Here is a 25,539-nt window from a genome sequence, read left to right as displayed (position 1 = left end):
CCGGATCGGGAAAGATCCGTCGGCTTGCTTCGCCGAGCCTGTGCACTGTCATCCTCCGTGGTCGACCTAGACTGTCTCGTGGCCCGGCCCTCCTTGCGGCAACGCTGTCACGCGTTCTCCTCTGAACAAGGAGGTCGGCAGGCGAGACCCCACGGTCCAGGATCCACGTCGCCCCCGCTGGCTGCGGTCATGAAGCCGGATCGAAGCGCCCCGGTGAACGCGGTCGAGAGCCTAGGAGTAGTTCGCGCCCGCGGGCCCTAGGTCCGGCGCAGTCGCCGTCCGGCCACTTCCCAGTCCGAACCTCGCTGATTCCTGGGACCCGCCGAGTTCGCCGTGCCGGTTAGGCGAGGGGACAGGAGGGGGATCCCGTGATACGAGATGGTTGTTCACCCGGGTCACGGCAAAACGAACCCGTGTTTGGCGCAGTAATTTTTGAAGGCCTCGCGAACTAACGTTTCCAGGTGGTTCACCTGTGGCGACCCGGGCCGGACCTGCTGCTCCCAAGAGCGCCTACGGTGGCTCAGGTAGGTGGCGACACGGGGACCTGGAAGGTTCGAGACGAATAGTGTGTGACGCAAGCCGAGGTCGGCGTGCAGTCCCTCGAATCCGCGTGCCACGTTCAGTTGCAGGTGGGCAGCGTAGAACTTGCATTCGATCGCAAGCACCGCTTTGTTGCCACGTGGCGCGACCTGGCCCATGCGACTTCGATCGGCCTCGTCTTTCGGAAGCACCAACACGTCACACTCGTGTAGTACACGTGAACCACCCTGGACACGTACCCCTAGATGCACCTCGAGTGCTGGAACTCCGGCTCCAGGAAACTGAAGTTCTGCGTGCGTGTACGGATGTGTCGTCGAGTAGAGCATCCCAGGAGCAGTGCGGAAGAGGAGCTTCCGCGTGGACTCGCCGGTGACGGCTACATAGTCGACGGTCGCGCCACATTTACGTGCAACCGACACGACGAGTGAGAACACGTAACCCTCGTAGGCGTCGTGCGCCTCGAAAGTGCTCGCATAGGGGGTGCCGCTGGTGGCCAGTATTGTACGGATGGCAGCTATCAGACCGTCCTTCGACGTCATGACTGCGCCTCCTGCTTCAGCCTATCTAGAAGCCAGTCGAGCTGATCTCGCCGTTCCCGGTCCTGCTCTAACTCGTGCCTACCGGACGGCCTGCGCCTTTGGCCGGATGGCGAGACGGCCTCCTCCGCTAGGGGTTCCCCTATGTCGCTCGCAAATTCCAGGTCGATCGGCGCTGATTCTCCAGCTGCTGCCTCGGCCAAGCGCGCGTACGTTTGGGTGACGGCCTCTGGCAGTTCCACTAACACGCGCTGCATCGAGTCGATGATCAAGAGTACGCGTTCAAACGAGGTGTAGGTCCGTACGGTCACACCCGTGTTGCCTGTCGTGCTCGGATACGAGACGGAAGCCCTTCGTCCTCCCGCTACGACAACATCCTCCAGGTCCACCGCACTTCCCGGCTCCCACGCGACGTGCAGGTCTTCTTGCGCTTGATCCGGCCGAGCTCGGCGGACCCGTTCCACGGGCCGCTCCTGCAACACACCCTCGACGAGAGCCCGATCGACACTCTCCAACACCCAGGACATGTCGTGTGCTCTCAGCAGGCGTCGAAGGATGCGCTCCATATCGCGCAACTCTTCTGTTGTCACAGGTGGTCCTCCGCGCTTCCGCCGGCAATCGACGGTGCAGAAGCCTACGTGAGCCAGCGGTTCATCGGCGATGTCAGATGGACGACAGAAGCGAGCCAGCTGTAGCGGGACAGGGGTCCGATACCTGGGCGGGTGAGCACCTCGGGAGACGAGTGAGGCCAGCCCACTCTTCGGGACAGTATGGTCCGGCAAGGCAGCCGGACCGGCATCACTCGATCGGTTGCGTGGACGCGGCTCAGCGGGCCAGCTTGACCAGTGGTGCCACGAGCGGCTTCGGGTCGTCACCGAAGAGCAGCACGATGGTCTTGTGGCGGGCGCGGGTTAGCACCACGTACAACAGGCGGGAACCGCTTTCGAAGGGCTCCGGCGTTCCGGTCCGTAGAAGTCGTTGCTGCGCAGGACGACGGGTCTGCTGCACCGATAGGTGACATCTGAGATGGCTTGCCCTGGTGGCGGGCTGGAAGGATGCTGCTGTGTCAGCGTCCTCATCGCATAGGCGGCAACCATGACCACGACACCGCCCTCCCCGGAGTTCGCCAACCGTCCGCCATGGACCCGGCCCGGCTTCATCGCCGCCGCCGCGCTCATGGCCTGCGTCATCGCTGGGGGTTTACTCATCGCCGTCCTAGGCGGCCACGATCAGGAGCCCAGCACCGCTCCGCAACCAGCCGGGCCCACCCGGACCGGCGGAAACCCGGACCTCGGGTCACCCCCTGAGGCCCTGCCCACCGAGGTACCGACGACCGCGCCGGATGACGTGACATGGGAGTTGGTCGGCCCGCTGGCTACCCCGGTCAGCGCCTCATCCGGGCCGACGCAGGTCACGGCGACAACGGCTGCCGGTTTCGCGCACACCCCCGAGGGCGCGTTGATCGCCGCCGCTCAGATCATGGTGCGGTCCACCTACTCGCTCGGCAAGGAGTATTGGGAACCCACGACCGAGCGGCAGTTCGCGCCGAGTGCCGACCGGGATCGGCTGCTGGCCGAGCTACGCACGTTGGACGCCAACCAAGTCGACCCAGGCGCTTTCAGCCAGATCGACGGTTTCATGTACCAGTCCTACTCACCCGACACCGCCGTGATCGGACTTGTCCTCCGCGCGCCTTCCGCTGGAGCCCCGCAGTACCACGTCCTCTCACTGACCCTGCTCTGGCGAGACGGCGACTGGCGGATGCAGGCGCCACCAGGAGGGTCATGGCTTTCGGTCAACCGCAGAACCGATGACCTCACCGGTGTCGTCACATGGGGGCCACGGTAGTGACCGATTGCCCACCGGCCATCCCATGGTGCACTCCTGGCCAGATCGCAGGGCACCTGGGTGGAGGCTTCCTTGAGGAGTTGGCCCGGCAGTCGACCCAAGTCGCTGCCGACATGCTCACAACGCTGGCCACCGGCTGGTTGAAGATCAAATCTCCCTCCGTGTCCGAGGGCTCCTGCTGGCTGATCGAGGCCGGCGAAAAGGTCGCGCTCGGTCTCGGCAAGCGCGGTGAAGAACGCGAACAGGATCCGGGCCAGACCGGTGGAGTGGTAGATGCCCGGCAGCGGGCCGGCGAGCATCTCCAGGACCGGGCCGTGCGCGACAAGGTGGCCAGCGAGGCCGATGAGCTTCGCGGCGTCGCGGCCGGGGCGCTTACATCTCGTTGACGGTGAACTCGATAGTCCGCCGCGGGTGGGCCCAATGCGACGGTGGTCGCCAGTTCGGCGGAAACGTACGAGGCTTTTGCTGGGCTCCACGTACGGCGCGCCGTACGTGGAGCCCAGCAAGAGCGGCTAGAAGGGTGAGATCAGCTCGATGGCGGTGCGCGCTGCTGCCTGCGCGCCGTCGCTTACACCCTGGCCGACTCCGGCTCTGCCGGCGGCGGCGATCGGGGTGAGCCAGGTGCGAAGGACCGTCGCGGCCCGCCGGATCGGCCCGGGCCGCGGCCCGTCCCGGACAATCTCGGCGAGGATCTCGCTGCTGGCCGCATCGATGTCTTCCCGGGCCTCCTCGGACAGGCCCATGGCCGGGACCTGTCGCAGCATCTCGGTCAACGCCTTGGCGAGCGCCTCGTATCCCGGGGCGATCTGTTCGACCCGGGTGTTGTTCTGGGTCACCGACTGGTTGTTCCAGGCCAACTGCGCCCCGTCGGCACTGCCGCCGTTGAACACGGGACCGTTGTATGTGGACGTTGAGGTCGAGACCGTGAGTTCCTGACGGCGCAGGTAGGCGGACACGTTGGCGCTCCAATCGACAACGCAGTCCATGCCGTCCGGAGTGATGTCGGCCCGCACCGGGCCGGTGTGACCAAACGCGCCGGGGCCTTTGATCAGTTCCCGCTTCGCGAGGTACTCGGCAGCCAGTGCGATCTCCACCTCGGTGAACGCGCTGCCCTCGAAGGCCGCCTCGGGAGCCGAAGCGAACTGGCCCGGGAGGGGCATGTGCACCCTGGCAATGTGCTGGCGGTACATCCACCGCAGCAATCCGTTACGGGCCGCGCCAGCGCGCAGCGCCGGGTCATCCCGGCGCCGGCGGCGTCCCTGCACGTGAGCCAGCCCGTCCGGAGTCAGCAGGATGCTTGGGTTCCCGAACGTGGACACGGACTGGGCCAGGCCGCTGGCCGTGCACATGTCCACCAGCGTGAAGCCGGCGTCGAGATCAAGACCGCGTTCCTCGGCGAACGGCATGACCGGAACAGCGTTCGTGGTGTCGCCGCCAGCCTGGTCATAGGCCCAGTCGAGCAACGCGTCCCGCGTCGCCACGGTGTCGTCCATGACAATCCTTGTCAGTGAGGTGGGGACAGCCGGGGGAACCTCCCCGGCCTGATGAGAGGTCTGCTCGGTCGCGACGCGGCGCGCGGCGACCGAGTACGGCTCGCTGGTCGCTGCCATCCGGGCACGGATAGCCCGGGTGCGAGCTCGGCGGTTGTCACTGGAATGGCCCATCGTGAATTCTCCAGCGGAGCCCCACGTCCCCCGCGAGATCACGGCGGTCTCACGCTGCGTCGAAGACGGCTTGTCCTCGTCGCGATCCAGAGGCAACGTGGGCGCCAGGCGATCGCTCAGAGCGGGCCAGCGTGATGGCCCACTCGAACACTAGTCGCAACCCGCTAGCAGACGCGCCTCGACACGCCGAGCATCGGCTCAAATCCCACAGGCTCCACGGACGGCTTACCGACGACGCCGGCCCGCTCGCCGGCGTCGCTGGGGGGCAGTTGGTGCCACCCGGGAGACCCCGGCGGCTGATCACCAGTCAGTGTCCGAGAACCAGCGACGAGCACGGTACGCCGTCGAAGCCGGCCGTTCAGCAGCGTGGTGGCACCGTTGGTCGTCGGTCAGGGGTGGCACTCCTCGGAGCGGATGAAGCCGATGAACTCCGTCAGCTCGGGATGGTTCTGAAACCATTCGCGATGGTCGGGCAGGCGCAGGTGGTCGAAGCGCCGGTGGAGCTGGCCCTCCAGCCGTTGGCGGGCGTATCTGCCGCCTTCGGCGATGACGTGCAGCAGCTCCAGGCCATGGCGGTTGCCGGTGTGGAAGTCGCGCATCCGCTCGTACGGGTCGGCGGCCTCGCCGATCTCGATGGACGAGCCGCTGGGGATGAAGTACACGCCCGCGTAGCGGTGCGGCAGGCCGGGGCGCCGAAGCAGTCGAAGACGGTTAGCTCGGCTTCGATCATGGCTTCTTTCGGGTCGCCGTGGGTGCCGTAGCTGCGGATCTCTTGTCGGTATCGGGCGGTCAGCCGCTTTCGGGCCTGGTATTCGCGGTAGGCGGTCATCGGTCACCGCCCCGGCGGGAGTAGGTGCTGACTGGGCCGGCGCCGTTGGCGGTCGTCCACTGAGGAGGCCGCGTCCGCATGTCGGGGACCCCACGCTCGTCAGAAACAACCAAGATCAACTAACTTTGCTTCGGCTCTGGGGGTAATCCGGTGGCAGGTATCGATCAACCGAACGCAGCGAATTACCGATTTTCTTGGCAAGACGTTCAGTCTCATCGGGGCACTCGTGCTGCCACGGACGACTTCCTGCCCCGGCCATCAGAACACCTCAACGTGCAGCCGTCTTACGCCCTGGATGATCCTCGAGGATCTGTCGAGCAAGGTGTACGGGCGCGGGTCGGGCTGTCCGCCCGTCCCAAGCCAGAGAATGCCCGCACAGCCGCGCGCTGAGCGCCGCGAGGTGTTGGCGTTCGAAGACGCCATGTTTGAGGAGCAGAAACTCCGTGCAGGTCATCGCGTGCCAGGGCGTCCGGAGCTCTCTTGCTTGCGCGAGGTCGAATCGCGTCTGACGATGGCCGGCTCTGACGCCGGACTGGAACGCCTTGTCGCTGCGCGATCGGTTGATCAGGTAGTAGGTGTCCTGGTGCGCTCCGGGAAGGTGGTGGAGCCGTTCGGTGGCTGGGACTGCACCGTCGTCGGCCTTCGCCCGCTTTCCGGTTGCCCTGGCAGGTTGTGGCAGCTTGCCGTCTGATGCTGTGTTGACCCTGACCAGTGAGATGTCGGCCGGATTGATCATTCCGAGGTGAGGCAGCACGTCGAGCTGCCTGCTAACCAGGTTCTTGTTGGTCGTGCCGGACCAAAGTGGGTACCGGTTGGAGCCATCGATGTAGATGATCATCGGGATGTCGTCGTAGCGGGTGCGGAGCTGGTGCAGGGCCCGTTCTGTGTAGGCCCGCGCCAGTGATGTGCGGGTGGCGGGGTTCGGGTCGTTGAACTGGCTTAGGTCGGTGGCGTGATGTGCGGCGATGGCGGTGGGGAGGCTGTTCCAGCCGTGGGCGTCGGGATGGTAGCCGAGCATGCTCCAGGGTGTGTCGGTTCCGTCGCTGATGAGGGCGGAGAGGCTGATCATGCGAGTGGCGGGTTGGTTCTGTTCGCGGGTGTAGAGACCGACGATGACGCATGGCTGCGACTGCAGGGGGCGCGAGAACACCCGGGTTGGTGTGGTGGCGGTGAGTCCCGCTGCCCGGAGGAGGTCTTGTACGGCGGCATTGGCGGGGTGGTCGACGGCGTCGGGCTTGGGCGTTGACGCTGGATCGATGAACTGGCTGACGGTGCCGTGGGCGGCCAGGGCGCGGCGAAGCTGTGGCTTGGGGTCTTCGGCGGGCTTGGCTGCGGCGAGTTCTTTGTTGCTCTCGGCGAGTACGAGGTGCAGGGCGTCCTGGGTCCTAGTGGAGACGATCTGCTCGGCGAGGGTGTCCCGGAGGTGCGTAGGCCCGGGAGCGACCAGGATGTCGGTCTTGGCTCTGTCAAAGGTGATGGTGAGCGCGCCGTCGAGGAAGGTGCTCTCCGCGGTTGTGAGGCTGTTCTCGGGGAGGTTGAGCACTCCGGTGAGCGCCTGCGCGGATCGGTGGCGCTGCAGGTCGTCCTGGTAGACGACGCTGATGTGGATCGGCCGTGCTGCCGCGTTCACGGCCGAGGCGAGTTTCGCGTGCCGGCCGGGGTCGCCGGGGGCGTCGATGTTGCGTATGGGTGCGGTTTCCAGGACGAGCGACTCCGTGTTGAGCCTGGCGGTGGCGTGCTCGAGCAGGCAGTCGAGGAATCGGCGGCCCGGTCCGGAGCCGATGGGGTGCCTGTCGGGTGTGGTGGCGTGCCGGGCGCGGATGCGGGGGTGGGTCGCGAGCAGGTCATCTGCAGTGAAGTTGGCGGGCACGCCGCGGATGCTGAAGGAGTCGACGAGTTGGGGAAGGAGCCCGGTGATCACGTTTCGGTTGGTGGGGCGGTCGTAGCGGTGTCTGGCGGTGAGCAGCATGCCGGTGTCGTCGGTGGCGATCCAGAGGCTCTTGGCGTTGCCGGGGAAGCCGGTGGTGGCGCTGATGTGGGCGTCGAGGTTGAGCAGGATGCCGGGGTAGCCGGGGACAGTGATGGGTTCGAGACTGATGTAGTGGATGCCTTGTTCGGCCCTGGGGTGCGTCTCGGGAAGCGGGCGGTCGAAGGCGACGAGGTTGCCGTCGATGTCGGGACGGAGAAGCAGGTCCGTACCGTCGGGGAGCTTGAGCGCGCCTCGGAGGAGTTCGATGGTGCGCCAGGTGGCGACGTCGAAGACCCAGTTCGGGATATCGGCGTGCGCCACCGTGCCCGCTTGGAGGTACTTGGCGATGTGAATCGTGCGTGGCTTGGTTCGGCGTAGCAGTGGGCCGAGGAGGTCTTCGAAGGGCGCGCCGTGCCGGGCCGCGAGGTCTCGTTCGAAGGCGGCGAAGAGCCGGCTGATGATGGCGGTGTCGATCTTCTTGCGCATCAGGAGTAGCGTGCCGGGGCCGTCGGGGTCCTTGCAGATGGTGGCGTAGTCGCTGGACACGTAGCGCAGGCCGAGGCTCAGATCCCTGTACGGCAGGTTCTTCGGGTGACGGGTGTATCGGCGGTTCAGGTCCTGCCAGGTGTCGTTGACCTCGCTGCCGAGGGTGTAGCCGTGGATCTTCTCCGCCATCGCTTCGGTATAGGGAAAGGCCAGGGTGCGCATCAGGGGTTCCTGTCGTTGATGCCGGCGAACGTGAAGAACGCGTCGATGGTGGTGCCGTAGATAGAACGGACCTGGTCCAGGTGGTTGTCGTCGCGCCATCGCCGGTGGAGGTTGCGGATAAGGGAGGCGAAGTCGCTGCCCGGTGCGGCGCCTCCTCGGTGGAAGGCGTTGTCGACCAGGTGAAGAGTGGTGTTGGTGCCGCCACGCCTCGCGCGTCCGGCGAGTTGGATCAGGTCGGCCAGGACGTCGGCGAAGATCGCGGTTCGCACGTCGGGGGGCAGGCGCCCGAAGGCGGGGTTGGACCTGTTGATGAGCTCCAGATGTTTGGCGGCGATGCGGTGGCGTTCGTCGAGTTCCCTGCGCGGGTCCTCACCGGGGTGCCGGTTGCGGCGGGCGTGGGCACCGGTGTGGGCAACCAGTGCGGATGGTTCGTCGATGAGCTTGATGGGTCGGACGCATACCCAGATGGAGTCGAGCGCGGACCGGTGGCCGACGACGATGTTGAGCCCGCGGGCAACCCGTGCGAAAGGTGAGATCAGCACGTCCCTGCCCGTGCTCGGGAAGGTCCGCAGCCGGCTGGCGGGGATGGCGAGTACGTCGTCGGGGATTTGCAGGCCGCGGCGGTCACCGGCGGGAACGGCGACGGCGATGCGGGTGCGGTGGGCTCCCCCGGCGATCAGGCCGCGGCAGAGGGCGAGCATCTGGTCGTAGGAGTTCGTGACGAGCAGGACCCGGGCACGGGCACGGCGTTCGGCGTCCCGGTGGTCGTGCAGGTCCCGCAGTCTCTGTTCGAGGATCTGGTCCCAGAGGCCGGATCCGATGCCTTCGAGTAGTTGGGCCTTGCGGTTGCGGGCTGCCCCGGAGATGACGATCCCGCGGTTGGTCGTGTGGTCGTTGACGGACGCGTTGCTGACGGTCAGCCTGCCAGTGCCAGTGCCGGCGTTGTCGGGGTAGTAGCAGGCGACGTCGGCATGGACGTGGTTGGTGGGGGAACCGGGTAGGTAGGCGGTCGCGGAGAGTCCGACGATGACTCTGGGCGCGCCCGTGAGCGCGGGAGCCGTGGTGATTCCGAGGTCTGCGGTGTAGGCGTGCGGGTCGCCGGAGAGGATCTCTGCGGTGAACTGCCGGTCGGAGCGGCTCTCCGGGTCGCCGGTGACGGCGAATCCGAAGACCGCTCGGCCGATCGGTCCTTCGGGGGTTGCCTGCCAGGAGGGAGCTCGGTCCAACGCGGCCTCGACGTCGTCGGCGAGCCGCATTCCGCTGTCGCGCATCAGCGGTAGTAGGGCTTCCAGTTCGGCGAGCCCTTGCTGGAGTTCGCCGAGGAACGCCCTGCGTAGGAGAAGGTGGGCGGTCTGGAGCTGCCACGCCGAAGCGGTGGGTTCTGCTCGATCGTCGTCCTTCCCGGTCTGACGGCCGCAGTCCGTTTCCTCCAGGTCGACGTCGGCCTCCAGGTCGGCGTCCGGTTCGACGTCGGCGTCCAGGTCGAACTCGGCGTCCGGTTCGCCCTCGTCGGTGGTGGTGGGCGCTGTGATCGTTTGGATCGCGCTGACGATGCCTTGGCTTCTTTTGTGAATCAGGTCGGATTCCGGTTCGTCGGCGACGACGAGGCGCAGTTCCTTGCGTAGGTCCGCCCAGCCGGCGGGTAGCGCATCAGGGTCGGGTTCGTTCTGGGGTGAACAGGGATTTGAACCTGTCGAGTTGGTCGTCGCTGGGGCGGTCTACGAGTTCGTTGAGGCCGAAAAGGCGGCAGGCGATGAGGTTGTCCCATCGGCGTGGCAGGTGCAGCCTGGCCTGTTTGGGGCCGAGTGGGTCCTGCGGGTCGATGAACCCGTTGACGACGGCGGCCAGGTAGCGCTCGGAGAGGAACTCGACCCGGTGGATGGCCCGCTGGAAGGCGAGTTCGAGTTCGCCCGGCACGTTGTCGGATTCGACCTGTTCCTTGCGCTGGTCGTCGAGCCTCTCCAAGAGCAGCTTCTGCGTGTCACGACGGGCCAGGACGAGGGTGCGGCCGGACTGAGTGACCGCATGTCCCTGGAAGGCGTCGACCTCGTCGACAAGGAGGATGTCGGCGCGCCGCAGCAGCAGCTCCTGCGCGCTCATCCGTCCGTGGAGTGTGCCGTTCGTGATGACAGGGAACGGCACCGAGCCCTGCTGGAAGTAGGCGTGGTTGGTGACGATGATCTTGGCTGGGCCTGCGGCCTGCCGCCATGGTGCCCACTTCTCGCAGGCTCCGATCAGGGGGCATCGGTGGCGGCCTTCGACGCCAGGCTCGTGCAGATCCGTGCAGGGTTCCTGGCCGGGCTGCCATGCGGCGCCTTCTTCGTCGCTCAGCATGCAGGAGTAGCCGAGCTCCTGCCAGGTCCACCTGGCACCGGCCGGATCCTCCGGTGCGTCGTTGGTGCGCTGGACGGCCACCTCGATGAGCCGTCGGTGGGACATGAGTGCGACGACGGGGATGTCGAGGCTCAGCGCCGCGAGGTCACTGCGGATGGCCGCGACAAGATTCAGCGTGCTCTCGACATCAGGGGTGAGCAGGACGACGGTGCGGCGGCCTCCTCTGTGGCTGGCGAGGTGGGTGGCGGCGACGCGCATCCAGACGCTCTTGCCGGAACCAGTGGGAGCGATCATGAGCTGGAGGGGCCCTGCCGCGAGCTTCAGCCGGTCGACGGGTTGGCCCTGTGGAGTCCGCAGCTTCCGTGAGAATCCGTCAAGGACCTCCGCCAGGCGGAAGGCATCGTCACCTCGCTTCTTGTCGATCAGTTCGGCGGTGGCGTGCATGTCCGCGAGGTCGGCCACCACCTCGGCTGGCGCGGGGGCGTCCAGAACCGGGACAGGCGGGTAGGGCATCGGCGCCCGGGGGATGAGGTAGGTGTTGCGTCGGAACTCGTCGCGGCTGGGGCCGGCGAGGAAGACCGACGAGCTGTAGCGCCTCTCGGCCAGCGCCTCTGGGGGGACGCGCAGCGGGGTTGAGGCATCCTCCAGCTCCTGCAGCGCGGCGGTGATCAGATCACCGACCGGCACACCGTCGATCACCTGCAGGAAGTCTCCAGCCTCCAGGTAGCGGGGCGACCGGTTGTTGCGCAGGTGCTCGCCGAGGCTGACGCGCAGGCCACCTTCTGTGGCCAGACGGCGAGGGCGCAGATGGATGAGGCGGTCGATCGCATGTCGTTGCGTGGCGGTGAGGCCGCCGCGCCAGAGGCTCCACACCCCGAGCTGGCCGGAGAGGAGGAACCGCGCGTCGCGGGGGTCCACCGCTGGCGCGCCTTCCCAGGTCTCGTTGGGGAAGAGCTGTTCGGCCAGGCCGAGCGCCAGACGCAGCGACGGCCCGATCAGGAACCGGTTGGCGGTCCTGTAGAAACGCGAACGGTTGCTCATCCGGCTGCGGCCCTCTTCACCTCGGTGAGGAATCGGTGAGACGTCGTGGCGAACCGGCGCCTTGATCCGGTGGCAAGGCGCAGCCGTTCGTTGAGGACCGCCACATGGCCCGCCCGGTAGTCGGGGACGACGATCAACAGGTCAGTTTCGCCGATGCTGCCCCGACGCAGCAGCTCGTTGGCCAGCCGCGCGGGGTCGGTGTAGTCCTTGACGTCGACCCGCCAGGGGCGTCGGCGTCGTGGTGCTGTCACGTGCAGGTCGTACCGGTCGACGTACGGCCACAGTCTCGCGGTGACGCCTGGCATCATCTCGAGTTCGCGGTACAGGCGGACCTCCTCACAACCGGGGATAGTCGAGTACCGCCAAGCCGGTCGGGTGAGGCACACCTGTCCGGCGACCGGAGCCGCAGTGGTGACCTGTGGTCCGCCCAACTGCGCGGCACGTTCGACGTTCCAGGCGCCAGCCAACGGTGCACGGCCCTTGGCCAACTTCACCGTGATCGAACCGCCGAGGGCCTTCGTGTGCGGCGGGTAGGCGCAGGCAAGCCGACCGAGTTGGTACCGCATCGGGTACCGGCACACGGGGCACCCGAACCAGTAGCGCTCCCCCTCGTGCGCCACCCACGCCCAGGCGGGGATCTCCTCGACCAGGCCCTCGCGGGGCAGCCCTGCGGCCTTGATCGCGTCGATCACCTCCGACATCTCACCCGCCGCGTGTTCGATGACGGTCCGTCGCGCCCGCCGGTACCCCTCCTCCGTGCCCGTCGCCAGCATCTGTCCGTAGAGCCAGCCCTGCACCTTCTCCGCGCTCAGACGCGGCACCGACCAACCGACGACGTCGGAGGCCGTCATCGACGGCGCGAGGTTCTCCATCAGCAGGTCAGCGGCAGCAGCACTGAGATGCCCGTCCTCCACCAACAAGACCTCGTCACACGCTTCCTTCAGCACGTCCGGCAGAAGCCCGGACAGCGGGCCGGTCAAAAGGTCGGTGAAGGCCACCAGTGGCAGCAGAGGCTCACCGTGCGCCAGGTGCGCCAACGCGACCCGCCCATGCAGCTCAGCCACCTGCCGCCAGCGCTCGCCAGGCGTCCCCGGCGACATCCAGACACTGGCGGCCTGCGTCACCGTGGTCACGACTGTGTCCCGGCCGAACCTGGTCAGATCCGCCGTCATGCGGCACCTTCCTCCCCGGCCGCTCATCCTGAGCGACCCGCAACTTTGCAGCCGGACACCGTGTGTGGCCTGATCGACGTCCGCCGCGATCGCAGCGCACAACAGATCACGCCACACCGAAGGCGGCGTGATCTGCGGGAACACACTCAGCGTCGCCGAAGTGGCGTCGTCGCGCTCAAAACTAAAGCACAGATGCTAACCTTCTGCACGCAGGTAAAGCATGAGGAGAGAATCGTGTCGAAGAAGATCCGGCCGGCAGCGTGGGCGGCTTCCCTGTTCGGCCGCGACGTGGCAACCACGCTGACCGAGGCCATCCCGTCGGCCATCCAGGCCGCCGTCGGACGGCAGATGGACGGCCACCACGCGGTCCGCCTGACATCGCGCCACGCCTTCGGCGGAGGCTGGCCGGCGCGTTACGAGGAACTGGTCAACCACCTCAGTGAGGTCCCCGACGCCCAAACGGTGCGCCCCCTGGGCAAGAGCTACCGCATCGTCGTCATCAACAACGTCGCCGTGCTGCCGGTGGAGTACGCGAAGGACCTCGCGACCGCCTACGACAGCCCTCGCGCCCTGAAGAAGATCAACAAGACGACGCTGGAGCTGGCGCGGCTCTTCGGCCCCAAACCCGATCATGAACAGCCGGCCTTCGAAGGAATGGAGTCCGAGTCGGACGCCCACTCCACCGACCTCCTGCGCGGGCTGGAACCAGACGGTATCGTGATCATCTACTACGCCGCGCACGAGCGGCACGGGCTGCTCAACATCGGATGGGGCCAGATCAGCGTGAGCCAGACCGACACAGCGAGCTGGGTAGCCGCACAACCCCTGCTCGTCCCATCCGCAGACCCGATTCCCGGGCTTTGCCTGGTAACCCAGCCGTCGGCCTCGACCGCGTCGCCGCGATTCGACCAGGCGGAGCTCGCCACCCCGACGCTGCGCGCCCGTACCACCGCCGAGCAGGCCACCGTCAGCCCAGTAGCCGAACACAGCGACCACCAACAGCGAAGCGATGCCCAGAACTGACGAGCCCGATGACCTGTTCTCTGCCGGCGGCCTCCCCGTGGCGTCGCCCTCGGGGTCAGCCAGTGCTGTCGCCAGGCAGTTCGACTCGGCACGTCTGACACAAGCTCGCCAGCTCGCCGGGCTGACCAAGAGGGACCTCTCCGACCGGGTCGGGGTCAGCGCCGCAGCCATCGGCCAGTACGAATCAGGGGCGCGGCCACGCCCCGAGATTCTGATCGCCCTCGCCGATCACCTCGGCTACCCCGTCGGCTTCTTCCAGGTCGGGCGTCCCTACGCCCGCCTCGACTCCTCCGCAGCGCACTTCCGCCATCTCCGTGAGACACGTTCCTACCAGCGCGCCAAGGCTGTCTCCTTCACCGAGCAGGTCTGGGAACTCATCTACGCCCTCGAACGGCGCGTTTTCCTGCCCCACGTAGACCTTCCCGGGTTCGCCGGCGGCGAGATCCATCCCGGCGCGAGCCTTCCCACCGATCCAGTCCAAGCTGCCCGAGCTCTTCGTCAGCACTGGAATCTCGGCACTGCGCCCATTCCACACCTCGTGCGCACCCTTGAGGTCCACGGCATCGTCGTCGTCCACGCGCCAGCCGACGGCGACTTCCGTACCGTGGACGCCTTCTCGACCTCCCGGCTACCGCGGCCGTTCATCGTCATCAGCCGCGATCGATCCCAGGACGTATACCGGCAGCGCTTCACCGCCGCACACGAACTCGCCCACCTCGTACTCCACGCCGACGCCCTTCCCGGCGACACCCGCCACGAACGAGACGCCGACACCTTCGCTGCAGAGTTCCTCACCCCACGCGACAGCATCATCCCCCTCCTACCCGCGAGAGTGAACTTCGCGGCGTTCGCTGAACTCCAGCGAACATGGGGTACGTCGATCCAGAGCCTCATCTACCGCTGCCGAGAAGTGGGCCTCTACACCGACACCACTGCGACACGGGCCTACCAACGCCTCAACCAGTCCAAACCAGCCCTGGAACCCATCGACGGCTTTCCCGGCGAACAGCCGACCCTCCTCAGAAAGGCCTTCGAACTAGCCACCGATCATGGGCTGACCATCACCGCGCTAGCACAGGAACTGCGCTGGCCGGTGGAACGCGTCCGGCAGCTACTCGGTGCCGTCAATGACCGCCCAACGCTCAACCTCATAGCCGGCGGCCATGCTACGGAACCCATGAGACCGATGACCGATCGAGTCCGTCACCTGAAGGCCGTCGTTACGGAGAAAACGTAACGACCTCCGTTGGACGGCTGACCCATCAGTGTCAGCACCTGCGGAAATTCTGGCTGGACGTGATCCGACAGTTCTCTAAGTGCCTGACGAGTCGGGGACCGTAGGGTCAGGAGGCGTGCGGAACGGGTCGAGTATGGTCTGCGCCAACACGCTCGAGAGGCGAACCAAGGAAGTTGATACTCTTCGTTGCATCGGTCGGAGTCGATCCGCGCCTGCCGGACGCGACTACGTTCTCGGTACCGAGTCGTGTCGGCGAATCGCTAGCCCACTTCCACGGCACACGGTCGATCGTGAACGTTGCCCCTGACCTCGCTCGTTCGGTTGGCGTGGTGGAAGCGAGGGCCGTTAAACCATTCCCGATCGGACGTCGACTGGTCGCGTTGGCGGATCGGCTCGCAGTTGGTGCCGCCGACTTCGAGCATGTCGCGGCAGCGATCGAGTTCTTTAATCCGGACGCCGATGATGTCGAACCCGAGTTAAGGAGCATCGAGAACGAGCTTCGGGGGTGCTTTTCCGGCGAGGTAGGCAACCTGGAAGGGTTGGATCTTGGTGTGGCAGGGCTCGTCATGGCTTTGGGGAAGGTGGGGACCGTTCCCGCTGCGAGTTGTCGGGGCCACCGCGTTCCCACTGCCTGGCCCGTCTATCCCATCGTCATGGCGGCCGCCGACCGCGAGCATGCTGACTGGCTGCAACCACTCGTAGAGGCGGCCAGAAGCAGTTTCGAGTGGGACGATGAACGTCCGGAGCTTCTCTGCATCGTCGCCCCGTCCATCTCGCGAACCATGGGGCTCGCTGAGCGCATCCTGGCCGAGGCGGCGGTCGGCGGCCTGCGGATCTGGCCCGAGCCGTCGATCTCGGGGCTGGGGATGAGGGAGAGCACTTCCATGCCGACGAGTACTGAAGTCCGCTCTGAAGACCGAAGCGGCCCGATGAGGCGGACAGCAGAGCTAGAGCGCTGCCTCCCACCGAGTAATCAACAATCGTGAACGACCGGCTGGGATGGGTGTCCACCGAGAAGGGATCTCATCTGCGGGGGCGCAGGACACAGGACACCGCTCCCGAGATGTCGCTTCGGCGGGCGGTACATGCTCTTGGCCTTAGGTTCCGTCTGAAGCGACGCATCGCCGGATGTCGGCCGGACTTCGTCCTACCCGGTAGCCGCGTGGCAGTTTTCGTCGACGGGTGCTTCTGGCACGACTGTCCTCAACATGGTCCCCGGATGTTCAAGGGGCCAAACGCCGAGCGTTGGCGGGCCAAGCTACAGGCCAACGTCGCCCGTGATCGCCGCAACGGCGAGGCGCTGCGTGACGACGGGTGGGTGGTGGTCAGAGTCTGGGAATGCGAGGTACGTCAGGACGTCCGCACCGCCGCCGAGCGTGTGGCGCGATTCTGTCGCGGCGGTTCCGGTGGCACTGCCCGCGCGTCGCACAACTTACTTAGGGGACACCTGTCACAGTCCGAGGCGGACTGATCAGGCTTGCAGTAGGCAGCGCCGACAAGTCTGATGGCTGCCATCCGCCCTGGCGCGTGTGGACCGGAACCCACCATCAGGGCGAGATCAAGACGGCCCTCGGTGCGCAGGTTCGACTCACTAGATTCTGTGCTCAGGACGCGTGCCGCCACCCTAACGGTGGTCTGGTTCGGGAGCAGTCTGTCCTCGCCAAGAAGGAGACGGAAGAGTTCCATCTCCGCTGCCTGGAAGCTGGCCTTTTCGGCGATTTCCATCGGGTCATCGCCGTCGTCCAGCTCGCTGGTCACGACCATGAGCCTCTGGGCCGCCTTGCGTAGTCGTGGCGTGGCGTGGCGATGACGCGAGAGTTCGTCGAGGTGGCTTGGCTTGAGGCTGGGCAGTCCTCGCACTGTTTCGAGGGCGGATGCCAGTCCCGTCTGGCCGCGGCACATTGCGACGAGCGCGGCGAGGGTTGGGGACATGAGATCCGACGGGAACAGGTACCAGTGTTCGCCCTTGCGTTGTTGGGCTGCCCACTGCGCGATCCGCTTACGCATAACAATCATGTTTCGATCGGCGCTGGGTAGCGGGAGGTCCTCGCGTGGCCTGACCGCCGTCGCGGCGGCTTCACCCAGCATCGGCGGGACGGCGTTCCCGATCTGGCGGAAGGCGTCGCTGCGTGTGCCGGCGAAGCGAAACCGATCAGGGAACGTTTGGATACGAGCAGCCTCACGGACTGTCAGAGTGCGGTGTTCCTCCGGGTGGATGTACCAGTAGCCGTCCTTGGCGATGTGCGCGGTGATCGACCGGCTGAGGTCCTCCGAGCCGAGCCGCTTGTACTTGTCGTCGAACGTGTCGGCCTTGTAGCGCCGCAGCTCGGGATCGATCTGGGAGTAGAGGGTTTTGGAGTTCATGAGCGCGAACACGACACGGTCGTCGTCCCGCACCGGGCGGGTCATGTGGTCGTGTACGAGCCCCACGGGAGCGCCGGCTCGCATTGCGGTCGCGTAGTCGCTCGTCGGGCCCGTGTAGTCCATGACTCGGTGGCCGGTTCCCAGGCCCAGCTGCGGGAGGTCGGAGATGGCCTCGCGCAGCTTCGTGGGAGTGTCGCACTCCTGCGGCCAGTTGAAGGCTCCGCCGTCGAGGCGCGCGAGCAGGATGAGGCGTTGCCGGTGTTGCGGAACGCCGAACCGCCACGCCTCTACCAGCCTGACCTGAGTGCGGTACCCGTGCTTCTCCAGCATGTCCACAATCGTGCGTACGACGAACAGCTCGTCGCCCAGCGCCATGTCGGGGACGTTCTCCATCAGCACCGCGCGGGGTCGGACACGCAGGACGACCTCGACGAACGATCGCCAAAGATCCTTACGGTGGTCAAGTTCCTCGCGAACCCCGGCTTGGACCAGACTGCGGATCTTGCTGCGGCCGGCCCGGCTGAACGGTTGGCACGGTGGGCCGCCGGCCACCAAGTCGACCTTGACCTTGCGGAGCAGTTTGATGAGTCCCCGCCGGGCGACGGCGTCTCCCAGGTCGACGTCCAAGGCAAGCCCGGGGAAGTTCGCCCGGTGGGTGGCGAGAGCCTTAGCGTCGTGGTCGACCGCAGCAGCGACCGTCCATCCGGCGTTCGTCAGTCCGAGACTCAAACCACCGGCACCGGAGAAGAGGTCGACAGCGAGAGGACGTCCACGGCTGACTTCGCCGGCACACCAGTCGACGAACGTGTCGGTTGTGCAGCCCTCAGGGTGTGGGGCGAGCCGTAGATCATCGCTACGCTGCAGCTTAACGCCGTAGGTGGACACCCGGCCGTCGTCCCCCCTCGCGAACACACCCACCGCACGGGCGGGTCGTGTACACCTGTTCTACTGGATCATTACAACGGTACTGTACGGGTTGTCGGGACTGATAGTCACCACGCAGGGTGTACAAGTTCAAGTCAATCGGCATCCTATCGGCATCTTGTCACGGACACCGGGCTCCGCTCGGCGGGCCGGCCGGCCTCCCCGGAGCGGTCCTAGACCCACCGTTCATCGGATCAGCTCGATCCTCATCGAGGTCGTATGCTGTCTCACCGTAAACGAGTGAGAGGTTGCCGATGACCGGGGAGCCGAGCGACCTGCACGCGCCACCACAGGCTGCAGCCTTGATCGAGTCACTGCGAGCCTTGGGCTACAACCTTCCGGACGCACTGGCCGACATCGTTGACAACAGCGTTACGGCCGAGGCTGTGACAACCAGTATCGAGTACAACGCCGACCCGGCCGGCGGCTGGGTCGCCGTCGTCGATGACGGCAAGGGTATGAGCGAGGAGTGGCTGCACCGAGCGATGCACCTTGGCACAGACGGTCCGTGGATACATCGCCATCCAGCCGACCTCGGCCGGTTCGGCCTCGGCCTCAAGACAGCATCGTTCTCGCAGGCCCGTCGCCTCACCGTCGTCAGCTGCACGCAGGACGGCCGTCTCGCCAGCCGCGAGTGGAACATGGATCATGTCCGTCGACGTAACGGTTGGTACCTGCTCGACACTCTGGACGACGAGGCCGCGTCCATCGTTCGTGAGCTGGGCTTTCGTGGGCACGGCACCGTCGTGCTTTGGAGAGGGCTCGACCGATGCGGGACCGGGAAGGTCCTGATCAACCAGATGGCCAAGGTGCGCACCCATCTGGGGGCCGTCTTCGGCCGGCACATCGGTCGCGGTTCCCTGCACCTTCGGGTGGGCGGACAGCCAGTCAAGGCATGGGATCCCTTCCTACGCCAGCACCCGGCCACCCAGGACCTCGGAACCGAGCCGATTCACAACGCCGGCACGGTCGTCACCGTCACGCCCTACGTTCTTCCGCACCCTTCAAGGATCGTCGAAGGTGAGAGCAGAAACGCCGCCGGGCCATCGGGCTGGATGCGGCACCAAGGCTTCTACGTCTATCGCCGGGACCGGCTCCTCACCCTCGGCGGCTGGCTCGGGCTGTCCGGTCTGCGTCCCAACCAACCGACCCAACTGGCCCGGATCTCCGTCGACGTCAGCACGGATGACGACCAGTCCTGGCAGGTCGATGTCAGGAAGGCGACAGTCATCCCGCCGGTACAGCTACGCGACCGCCTCGCTGACATCGCTGCCCTTGCCCGGACCCGGTCCGAGCAGGTCTTCCGCCACCGGGGATCGTCCAGCGACCAGCGCAGCGGCGGGAGGGGTCAACTCGTCTTCGTGTGGCAGCAGCATAGCCGGCGCGGCAAGGTCGGCTATCGGATCAACCGACTGCATCCGGTGGTGGCCGCCGCCCTGTCGGGGGCCGCGGACACTGTCGGTCCGCTTCTACGTCTGCTGGAGGAGACGGTGCCCGTCGGTCTGATAGCGGCCGAGAGCAACAGTGCGCCGGAACGGACGCCGCAGGCGCCGCTGGAGGCCGAGGACAGCGACGAGGTGGTTCGGATGCTGCAAGCCGCCATGACCAGGCTGCCCAACGACCCGGGGTCCCGGGAGGCGTTCCGGCAGGCGCTCAGGTCGTCGGAGCCCTTCAACCGGTTCCCGGACGTGCTCGCAGAGGTACTCGACGGCGAAGGGGCGGAAGGCAAGTGATCGACGCTTTCGACATGGCGCTGGGCATCAGCGAGAACGCCCTGCTCAGCACCCCACGCACCGAACGTACGGCGGACAAGGTGCGGCAGGTAGCGGCCTTCGCCGCAGGCGTCGCCGACAGCGTCGGACCTGTCGACGTTGACGAGCTTGTCACACGCCTGGAGGAACGCTTCGACGTGTGGGTACCGCGACCCGTGGCCGTCCTGTCCGGGGACGAGCACGAGCCGTGGTACGCGGCACGCCGAGACAAGATCGGCTTCGACTACTGGGAGCGGTACCGTAAGTGGCTCGCCACCCGGGCAGGGTGGAAGCCGCAGCCCGTAGAGGCGCTACACGAGGCGACCGACCTTGTCATGGACAGACTGGAGGACCCGGAACGTCCCGGGTCGTGGTCGACCTATGGACTCGTCTACGGCCAGGTCCAGTCGGGTAAGACCGCCAACTACACCGGCGTCATCTGCAAGGCCGTCGACGCCGGCTACCACGTGGTGATCGTCCTGGCGGGACGCAACGAGAGCCTGCGTAACCAGACGCAGGCACGACTGGACCTTGAGTTCCTCGGCTTCAACACCAGGGTGACCCGTCACCGCGCGGACGGTGCCGGTCTCGGTGACATCGGCGTGGGGCTGCTCGGCCTGCACCCGCCGGTACAGGTGTTCCCCCTGACTACGACGGAGTCCGACTTCAAGCGCAACGTCGCTCTCACCACGGCGGTCGACCTGCGCAAGAACCGCGTGCTCATCGTGGTCAAGAAGTACAAGAGCATCCTGGAGAACCTGGCCGCATGGCTGGAGAACTTCACCAAAGACCACGCCTTGGCCGACCTGCCGCTGCTGCTCATCGACGACGAGGCCGACGACGCCTCCATCGACACCAGAAAGGCGCCCGACAAAAAGACCCCCAGCGATCCGGAGCATGACCCGACCGCGATCAACAAGAGCATCCGGCAACTGCTCGCGATGTTCGACCGTCGTGCCTACGTCGCCTACACCGCCACTCCGTTCGGTAACATCTTCATTCCTCACACCACGGACCATCCACAGCTGGGACCGGACCTGTTTCCCAACAGCTTCATCCTCGCCCTCAAACCGCCGTCCAACTACTGCGGTCCGGAGCGGGTCTTCGGATTCGAGGACCTGTCGTCCGACGAGGTCCGTCAGCCGCTGCCGATCATCAAGCAGATCGACGACCACTCCGCCTGGATGCCCGACGGGCACAAGAACGGCCATCGGCCAGCACTACCGATGCCGCCCTCACTCGTCGAGGCCATCGACGCGTTCGTCCTGGCCACCGCAGTACGCAAGGTCCGGGCAGGCCGCCCGGGCGGGCGGGCCAGCCACAACTCGATGCTGATCCACGTCACGCGGTTCACCGAGACGCAGTCGGCGGTCGTGAGCCAGGTCCGCCAGCACCTGACCACGATGCGCGACACCTGGGGCGAACGCGGCGCGGCAGGCAACGCCCTGCGCAGACGCCTGAGCAAGCTGTGGCGTAACGACTTCGTGCCGGTCCACCGCGACCTCGCCGCCCGTGACGACCTCGGCGAGGCCACCGGTGACCCGGTCACCATGTCCGAGGCGCTGGGTGCCGTTCCGGAGGTCCTCGCCGAGGCCGCCGACAACGTCAAGGCCATCAACGGCACCGCCCAGGACGTTCTGGACTACCGCTCCACCCCCGTCACGGTCGTCGCCGTCGGAGGTGACAAGCTCTCGCGGGGGCTGACCCTCGAGGGCCTCACTGTCTCGTACTACCTTCGCGCCTCCCGGGCGTACGACACGCTGCTGCAGATGGGCCGCTGGTTCGGATTCCGCACCGGCTACCTCGACGTCACACGTCTGTACACGACCAGGGAGCTCACCGACTACTACGTCCACATCACCCGCGCCAACCGTGAACTCATGGACGTGGTGACGACGGTAGCCGAGAACAACGCCACACCGCGCGATGTCGGTCTCAAGATCGAGGACGGGATCGGACAACTACAGGTCACCGCCGCCGTCAAGCGGCGCGCCGCGACGACCCTTACCTTCACGTTCTCCGGTGAGCGTCCCGAGACGCTGGTGATGCTGACGGACCCGGTGTCGTCCAAGAACAACCTCGAGCTTCTCGAGAACCTCGTCGAGGCAGTCGCGGACTGTGACGAGTTATCCGAGGATCGTGTCACCAGTGCAAACGGCTTCGTCCGCACCAACGTCCCACCCGAACCGGTAAAGACATTCCTCGGCGCGTTCAGGGCGTCGCCTCGCAACGTCCAGGCAGCGCCTCGCTTCCTGGTGGAGTACATCGAGGCGCAACAGGCCAAGGGTGAACTGGTCAGCTGGACCGTGGCCGTCGTGGCGGGCAAGGCACAGACCACCGACACCATCGCTGGCGTGCAGGTACGCAGGGTGACGCGCCGCAACACCAGCAGCACGCCCTACGTGGCGGGCCAGGACTACGAGGTCGGTGTTCTGGTCAACCCGGCCGACGAGGCCATCGGCCTGACCAAGGACCGGTTCGACAACGCCACCGCCCGGACCCGTGCCGACGCTGCCGAGGACAAGGCGGTCCGGCGACCCAGTGGTCGGGCACTGAGGCGGGAACGATCACCGCAGGACGGACTACTGGTGCTGTACCGGGTGGATCCGGGCAGCGGGAAGGCCGACGAGCTCGTCATCGGTTTCGCGATCTCGTTCCCACAGACTGACAACGCCAAGAAGCTGCGGTACAAGGCGAACAACGTGTTCATCGAGAACCTTGCCAAGAGCCTGCGCGCACAGGAGCTCGGCCTGCCCGAGGACGACTCCGAGTGACAAACACGGTTGAGCAGGTCGCCGAGCTGTTCAAGGAGATGCAGAGCACGTCGACGCATACACCCGGAACGCTGCGCCGTCGTCTACGGACTGACGCCACCCACGCGCAGGTGTATCTCGAGGTGGAGTTCCCCGACCGTGTTCTGGCTCTCGCCGTCCGTGCCCCCGACGTGCCGGACGCCTCACGGCTGCCCGACACCGCCGGGCTTCGGTGCAGCTTCGACGACCACACCGTTCGGGTCGCCGCCGGCACAGCCGTAGAGGCGGAGATGTTTCACACCCTGGTCGCCGACCTCGTGCACCATCTGTCGACGGCTCCACACCGCCCCGGCTGGGCTCTGGTCCAGCGGTTGACGTCCTGGCAACGGATGCTGGCGGCGGGCCTGCGCACCGGCCTGTCGGCGCAGGCGCAGCTCGGTCTCTACGGCGAGTTGTTGGTTCTGCGAGAGCTCGTGCTGCCGGTTTGGGGACCCACCACGGTTTCGGCATGGGTCGGCCCAACCGGGGCCGACCAGGACTTTCAACGAGCGGGAGTCGCCGTGGAAGTCAAGTGTGCGGCTCTCCGGGATGCACAACGCTGCAGGATCAGCAACGAGGCGCAACTCGACACGAACAACGTCGAGTACCTCGCCCTGATCCACCAAGCCGTGCGGACGACCACCACGGCCGGAGTGAGTCTGCCCGAGATCATCGACGCAGTTCGCGCCGAACCCACGATTGCTGCGGACCCCGCGTCGTTCGAGGACCGGCTCCTGCACGCCGGATGGCTCGACCTGCACCGGCAGCAGTACGAACGCGAGCGGTACGCACTCGTCACCCGTCGCTGCTACCGGGTGATCGACGGGTTTCCCCGCATCACCAGGCAGCACATCCCGGACGGAGTGCACGCCGTGGCCTACTCAGTCGACCTCGACGAATGCGCCCCCTTCCTCGTCCCGCAGACTGACGTCGTGCAGCGCCTAGCCATGACGGCAAATCTTGGAGCACTCCAGTGACCGCCAGTGTCGATCTCGCCGCTTTCGCCGAAGACCTGCGTGTCGAGGTCAACCAGCGTCTCTCGGCCGAACCCGAGATGATGGTCGGGGACATGTTCGTCAGGGTCGTCGCGGAACGACTGATAGCCGACGGCTCCCTTGAGGACATCGACGTCTGCTACCTGCGGCAGCAGGGACGGCCAGCCCTCGAGGTGTCCGGATACAACATCAGTTCGGATGGAACGATCCTGGACCTGGTCACCAGGGAAACCGAGAAGTCCGGGGGGACCATCAGCAAGGCAAGGGTGACGGCACTCTTCCGACGAGCGACCGCTTTCGCGGAAGCCTGCCACGAAGGCCTCCACAAGCTCAAGGAGGAATCCGCCCCGGTCTACGACATGGCGCAGCGCATCCATGCCGAATGGACGGAACTGAGAAAGATCCGGGTCTTCCTGCTGACCGACGGCCGCGCCACACGGGATCGCATCGAGGATTCCACCGTAGTCGGACTCCCTGTCTCTTACCAGGTATGGGACATTGCGCGCCTGCACCGTCTCGCCTCCTCCGGCCAGGCGCAGGAGGAGATCGTCATCAACCTGGAGGACATGGGTCACTCGATCCCGGTCCTCGAGTCGCCCGAGCAGTCGGACGGCTACCGCTGCCTCCTTGCCGTCATCCCGGGTCAACTCCTCGCCGACCTCTACGAGCAACACCACGGCCGCATCCTGCAGCGCAATGTCAGGGCCTACCTGCAGGCACGCGGCAAGGTCAACAGGGACATACACGCTACGATCCGCGATCACCCCGGCCGATTCCTTGCCTACAACAACGGGATCTCCGCCACCGCCACGGACGTCGGTACGTACACCCGCGAGGGCACCGTCATCCTGCAACGTCTGCACGACCTGCAGATCGTCAACGGCGGTCAGACCACAGCGTCCCTGCATCACGCGTCGACAAACCACAGCCTGAACGGTGTCTACGTTATGGCCAAGATCACCGTGGTTCCGAAGGACACCCTCAAGGACTTGGTGCCGCGCATCTCTCGGTACGCCAATTCCCAGAACGCCATCCGACCGGCTGACTTCGAGGCCAACGGACAGTTCCACATTGGCCTGGAGCAAGTGTCGCGGACAGCGTGGGCACCGGCACAGGGCAACTCCTCAAGGGAAACCCGCTGGTACTACGAGCGCGTGAGGGGGCAGTACCAGGTCGAGCGGAGTCGCCAACCCACCGCCGCACGTAGAAGACGATTTGAGGCCGAGTGTCCACCACAGCAACGGTTCAGCAAAACGGACGCTGCCAAGTACGAGATGGCCTACCTCATGCGCCCGCATACGGTGAGCCTCGGCGCCGAGAAGTGCTTCCAGGAGTGGACCATCGAGTGCAAACTCGAGGAGAAGGACTCCCCCAGCGTTGCATACTTCCGGCACCTCGTCGCTAAGGGCATCCTCTTCCAGGGCATCAGAACGCGTGTACTGAGACTGCGACTGGGCGGCTACCCGGGCCAGACGGCCGCCTATGTGATGGCGCTCGTCGTGGAACGGCTCGGCGGAGACCTGAACCTGGACCTGGTGTGGCGGCTACAACAGGTACCGGAGCAGCTGGACGCCGTCGTGCCACACGTGACCCAGGTTGTGCGCGAGGTGATCATCAACCCGCCAGGATCGGCCAACGTCACGGAGTGGTGCAAGAAGGAGGACTGCTGGAACCGCGTGCGCAGGGTCGATTGGTCGCCGCCTGCCGACCTGCTCATGATCGGCCGCTCGACGGGATAGATTCGTCGACAGGGCTTGGCTGGTAGATCGCCGGGACGTGGCGGCGCACTACTCCTCACCGTAGCGGAACGGC

General features: G+C 66.1%; 18 protein-coding genes and 1 pseudogene. 11 read left to right on the top strand and 8 right to left on the bottom strand.

Features of this window, described 5'->3' with window-relative positions:
• Positions 1-395 precede the first annotated feature (395 nt).
• Positions 396-1,079, bottom strand: coding sequence for a hypothetical protein (locus tag ACN28G_RS00540; protein WP_421478131.1), 684 nt, complete (start codon positions 1,077-1,079; stop codon positions 396-398).
• A gap of 1,344 nt (positions 1,080-2,423) precedes the next feature.
• Between ACN28G_RS00540 and ACN28G_RS00535 the strand changes: the two genes are divergently transcribed.
• Positions 2,424-2,924 carry a hypothetical protein gene (locus ACN28G_RS00535; RefSeq protein ID WP_421478130.1) on the top strand — a complete coding sequence of 167 codons (501 nt, stop codon included), beginning with the start codon at positions 2,424-2,426 and terminating at the stop codon, positions 2,922-2,924.
• A gap of 113 nt (positions 2,925-3,037) precedes the next feature.
• On the top strand, positions 3,038-3,310 hold the full coding sequence (locus tag ACN28G_RS00530; RefSeq protein WP_421478129.1) for a hypothetical protein: 273 nt from the start codon (positions 3,038-3,040) through the stop codon (positions 3,308-3,310).
• A 126-nt stretch (positions 3,311-3,436) separates the two neighbouring features.
• On the opposite strand, the gene ACN28G_RS00525 is transcribed toward ACN28G_RS00530, so the two are convergent.
• The 4 genes from ACN28G_RS00525 to ACN28G_RS00510 form a co-directional block, all read right to left on the bottom strand.
• On the bottom strand, positions 3,437-4,417 hold the full coding sequence (locus ACN28G_RS00525) for a hypothetical protein (protein WP_421478128.1): 981 nt from the start codon (positions 4,415-4,417) through the stop codon (positions 3,437-3,439).
• Between the two features lie 560 nt (positions 4,418-4,977).
• Positions 4,978-5,250 (bottom strand): GIY-YIG nuclease family protein, encoded by a 273-nt coding sequence (locus ACN28G_RS00520; RefSeq protein ID WP_421478127.1) that lies wholly within the window; start codon positions 5,248-5,250, stop codon positions 4,978-4,980.
• A 435-nt stretch (positions 5,251-5,685) separates the two neighbouring features.
• Entirely contained in the window at positions 5,686-8,094 is a 2,409-nt protein-coding gene (locus ACN28G_RS00515; RefSeq protein ID WP_421478126.1) for an RNaseH domain-containing protein, read from the bottom strand.
• Complete coding sequence (locus tag ACN28G_RS00510; RefSeq protein ID WP_421478125.1) at positions 8,094-9,365, bottom strand: hypothetical protein; 1,272 nt, start codon at positions 9,363-9,365, stop codon at positions 8,094-8,096. The genes ACN28G_RS00515 and ACN28G_RS00510 overlap by 1 nt, the downstream gene beginning before the upstream one ends.
• Positions 9,366-9,437: 72 nt before the next feature.
• On the opposite strand from ACN28G_RS00510, the gene ACN28G_RS00505 reads away from it, so the two are divergent.
• On the top strand, positions 9,438-9,719 hold the full coding sequence (locus tag ACN28G_RS00505) for a hypothetical protein (RefSeq protein WP_421478124.1): 282 nt from the start codon (positions 9,438-9,440) through the stop codon (positions 9,717-9,719).
• 25 nt (positions 9,720-9,744) lie between these two features.
• Here ACN28G_RS00505 and ACN28G_RS00500 read toward each other — a convergent pair whose 3' ends face one another.
• The gene (locus ACN28G_RS00500; protein WP_421478123.1) at positions 9,745-11,469 is read right to left on the bottom strand and encodes a hypothetical protein; all 1,725 of its coding nucleotides are present in this window, start codon (positions 11,467-11,469) and stop codon (positions 9,745-9,747) included.
• Positions 11,466-12,785, bottom strand: a complete 1,320-nt coding sequence (locus ACN28G_RS00495) for a hypothetical protein (RefSeq protein WP_421478122.1) — start codon at positions 12,783-12,785, stop codon at positions 11,466-11,468. Before ACN28G_RS00495 ends, ACN28G_RS00500 begins: the two co-directional genes overlap by 4 nt.
• 90 nt (positions 12,786-12,875) lie before the next feature.
• Between ACN28G_RS00495 and ACN28G_RS00490 the strand changes: the two genes are divergently transcribed.
• The 4 genes and pseudogenes from ACN28G_RS00490 to ACN28G_RS00475 all read left to right on the top strand — a co-directional run.
• On the top strand, positions 12,876-13,664 hold the full coding sequence (locus ACN28G_RS00490) for a hypothetical protein (RefSeq protein WP_421478121.1): 789 nt from the start codon (positions 12,876-12,878) through the stop codon (positions 13,662-13,664).
• Positions 13,651-14,901 carry an XRE family transcriptional regulator gene (locus ACN28G_RS00485; protein ID WP_421478120.1) on the top strand — a complete coding sequence of 417 codons (1,251 nt, stop codon included), beginning with the start codon at positions 13,651-13,653 and terminating at the stop codon, positions 14,899-14,901. Before ACN28G_RS00490 ends, ACN28G_RS00485 begins: the two co-directional genes overlap by 14 nt.
• Positions 14,902-15,074: 173 nt before the next feature.
• Positions 15,075-15,887 carry a hypothetical protein gene (locus ACN28G_RS00480; protein ID WP_421478119.1) on the top strand — a complete coding sequence of 271 codons (813 nt, stop codon included), beginning with the start codon at positions 15,075-15,077 and terminating at the stop codon, positions 15,885-15,887.
• Positions 15,884-16,234: pseudogene (locus ACN28G_RS00475) on the top strand (very short patch repair endonuclease); the annotation flags it as partial. The gene ACN28G_RS00480 and the pseudogene ACN28G_RS00475, both read left to right, overlap by 4 nt.
• Before the next feature lie 17 nt (positions 16,235-16,251).
• Here the strand turns inward: ACN28G_RS00475 and ACN28G_RS00470 are convergent.
• Positions 16,252-18,150, bottom strand: a complete 1,899-nt coding sequence (locus tag ACN28G_RS00470) for a DNA cytosine methyltransferase (RefSeq protein ID WP_421478118.1) — start codon at positions 18,148-18,150, stop codon at positions 16,252-16,254.
• A 293-nt stretch (positions 18,151-18,443) separates the two neighbouring features.
• Here ACN28G_RS00470 and ACN28G_RS00465 point away from each other — a divergent pair, with 293 nt between their 5' ends.
• The 4 genes from ACN28G_RS00465 to ACN28G_RS00450 are packed head-to-tail and all read left to right on the top strand — an operon-like array spanning position 18,444 to position 25,466.
• A complete protein-coding gene (locus ACN28G_RS00465; RefSeq protein ID WP_421478117.1) occupies positions 18,444-19,922 on the top strand; it encodes an ATP-binding protein in 1,479 nt (492 codons plus the stop codon).
• On the top strand, positions 19,919-22,714 hold the full coding sequence (locus ACN28G_RS00460) for a Z1 domain-containing protein (protein ID WP_421478116.1): 2,796 nt from the start codon (positions 19,919-19,921) through the stop codon (positions 22,712-22,714). The genes ACN28G_RS00465 and ACN28G_RS00460 overlap by 4 nt, the downstream gene beginning before the upstream one ends.
• The gene (locus ACN28G_RS00455; RefSeq protein ID WP_421478115.1) at positions 22,711-23,709 is read left to right on the top strand and encodes a PD-(D/E)XK motif protein; all 999 of its coding nucleotides are present in this window, start codon (positions 22,711-22,713) and stop codon (positions 23,707-23,709) included. The genes ACN28G_RS00460 and ACN28G_RS00455 overlap by 4 nt, the downstream gene beginning before the upstream one ends.
• Complete coding sequence (locus ACN28G_RS00450; RefSeq protein ID WP_421478114.1) at positions 23,706-25,466, top strand: AIPR family protein; 1,761 nt, start codon at positions 23,706-23,708, stop codon at positions 25,464-25,466. The genes ACN28G_RS00455 and ACN28G_RS00450 overlap by 4 nt, the downstream gene beginning before the upstream one ends.
• The last annotated feature ends 73 nt before the right edge of the window (positions 25,467-25,539 follow it).

It is taken from the genome of Micromonospora sp. WMMA1923, assembly GCF_049179195.1.
Lineage (GTDB): Bacteria > Actinomycetota > Actinomycetes > Mycobacteriales > Micromonosporaceae > Micromonospora > Micromonospora yangpuensis.
The sequence above is the reverse complement of the archived record's forward strand: the minus strand, read 5'-3'. Positions and strand labels throughout refer to the sequence as shown.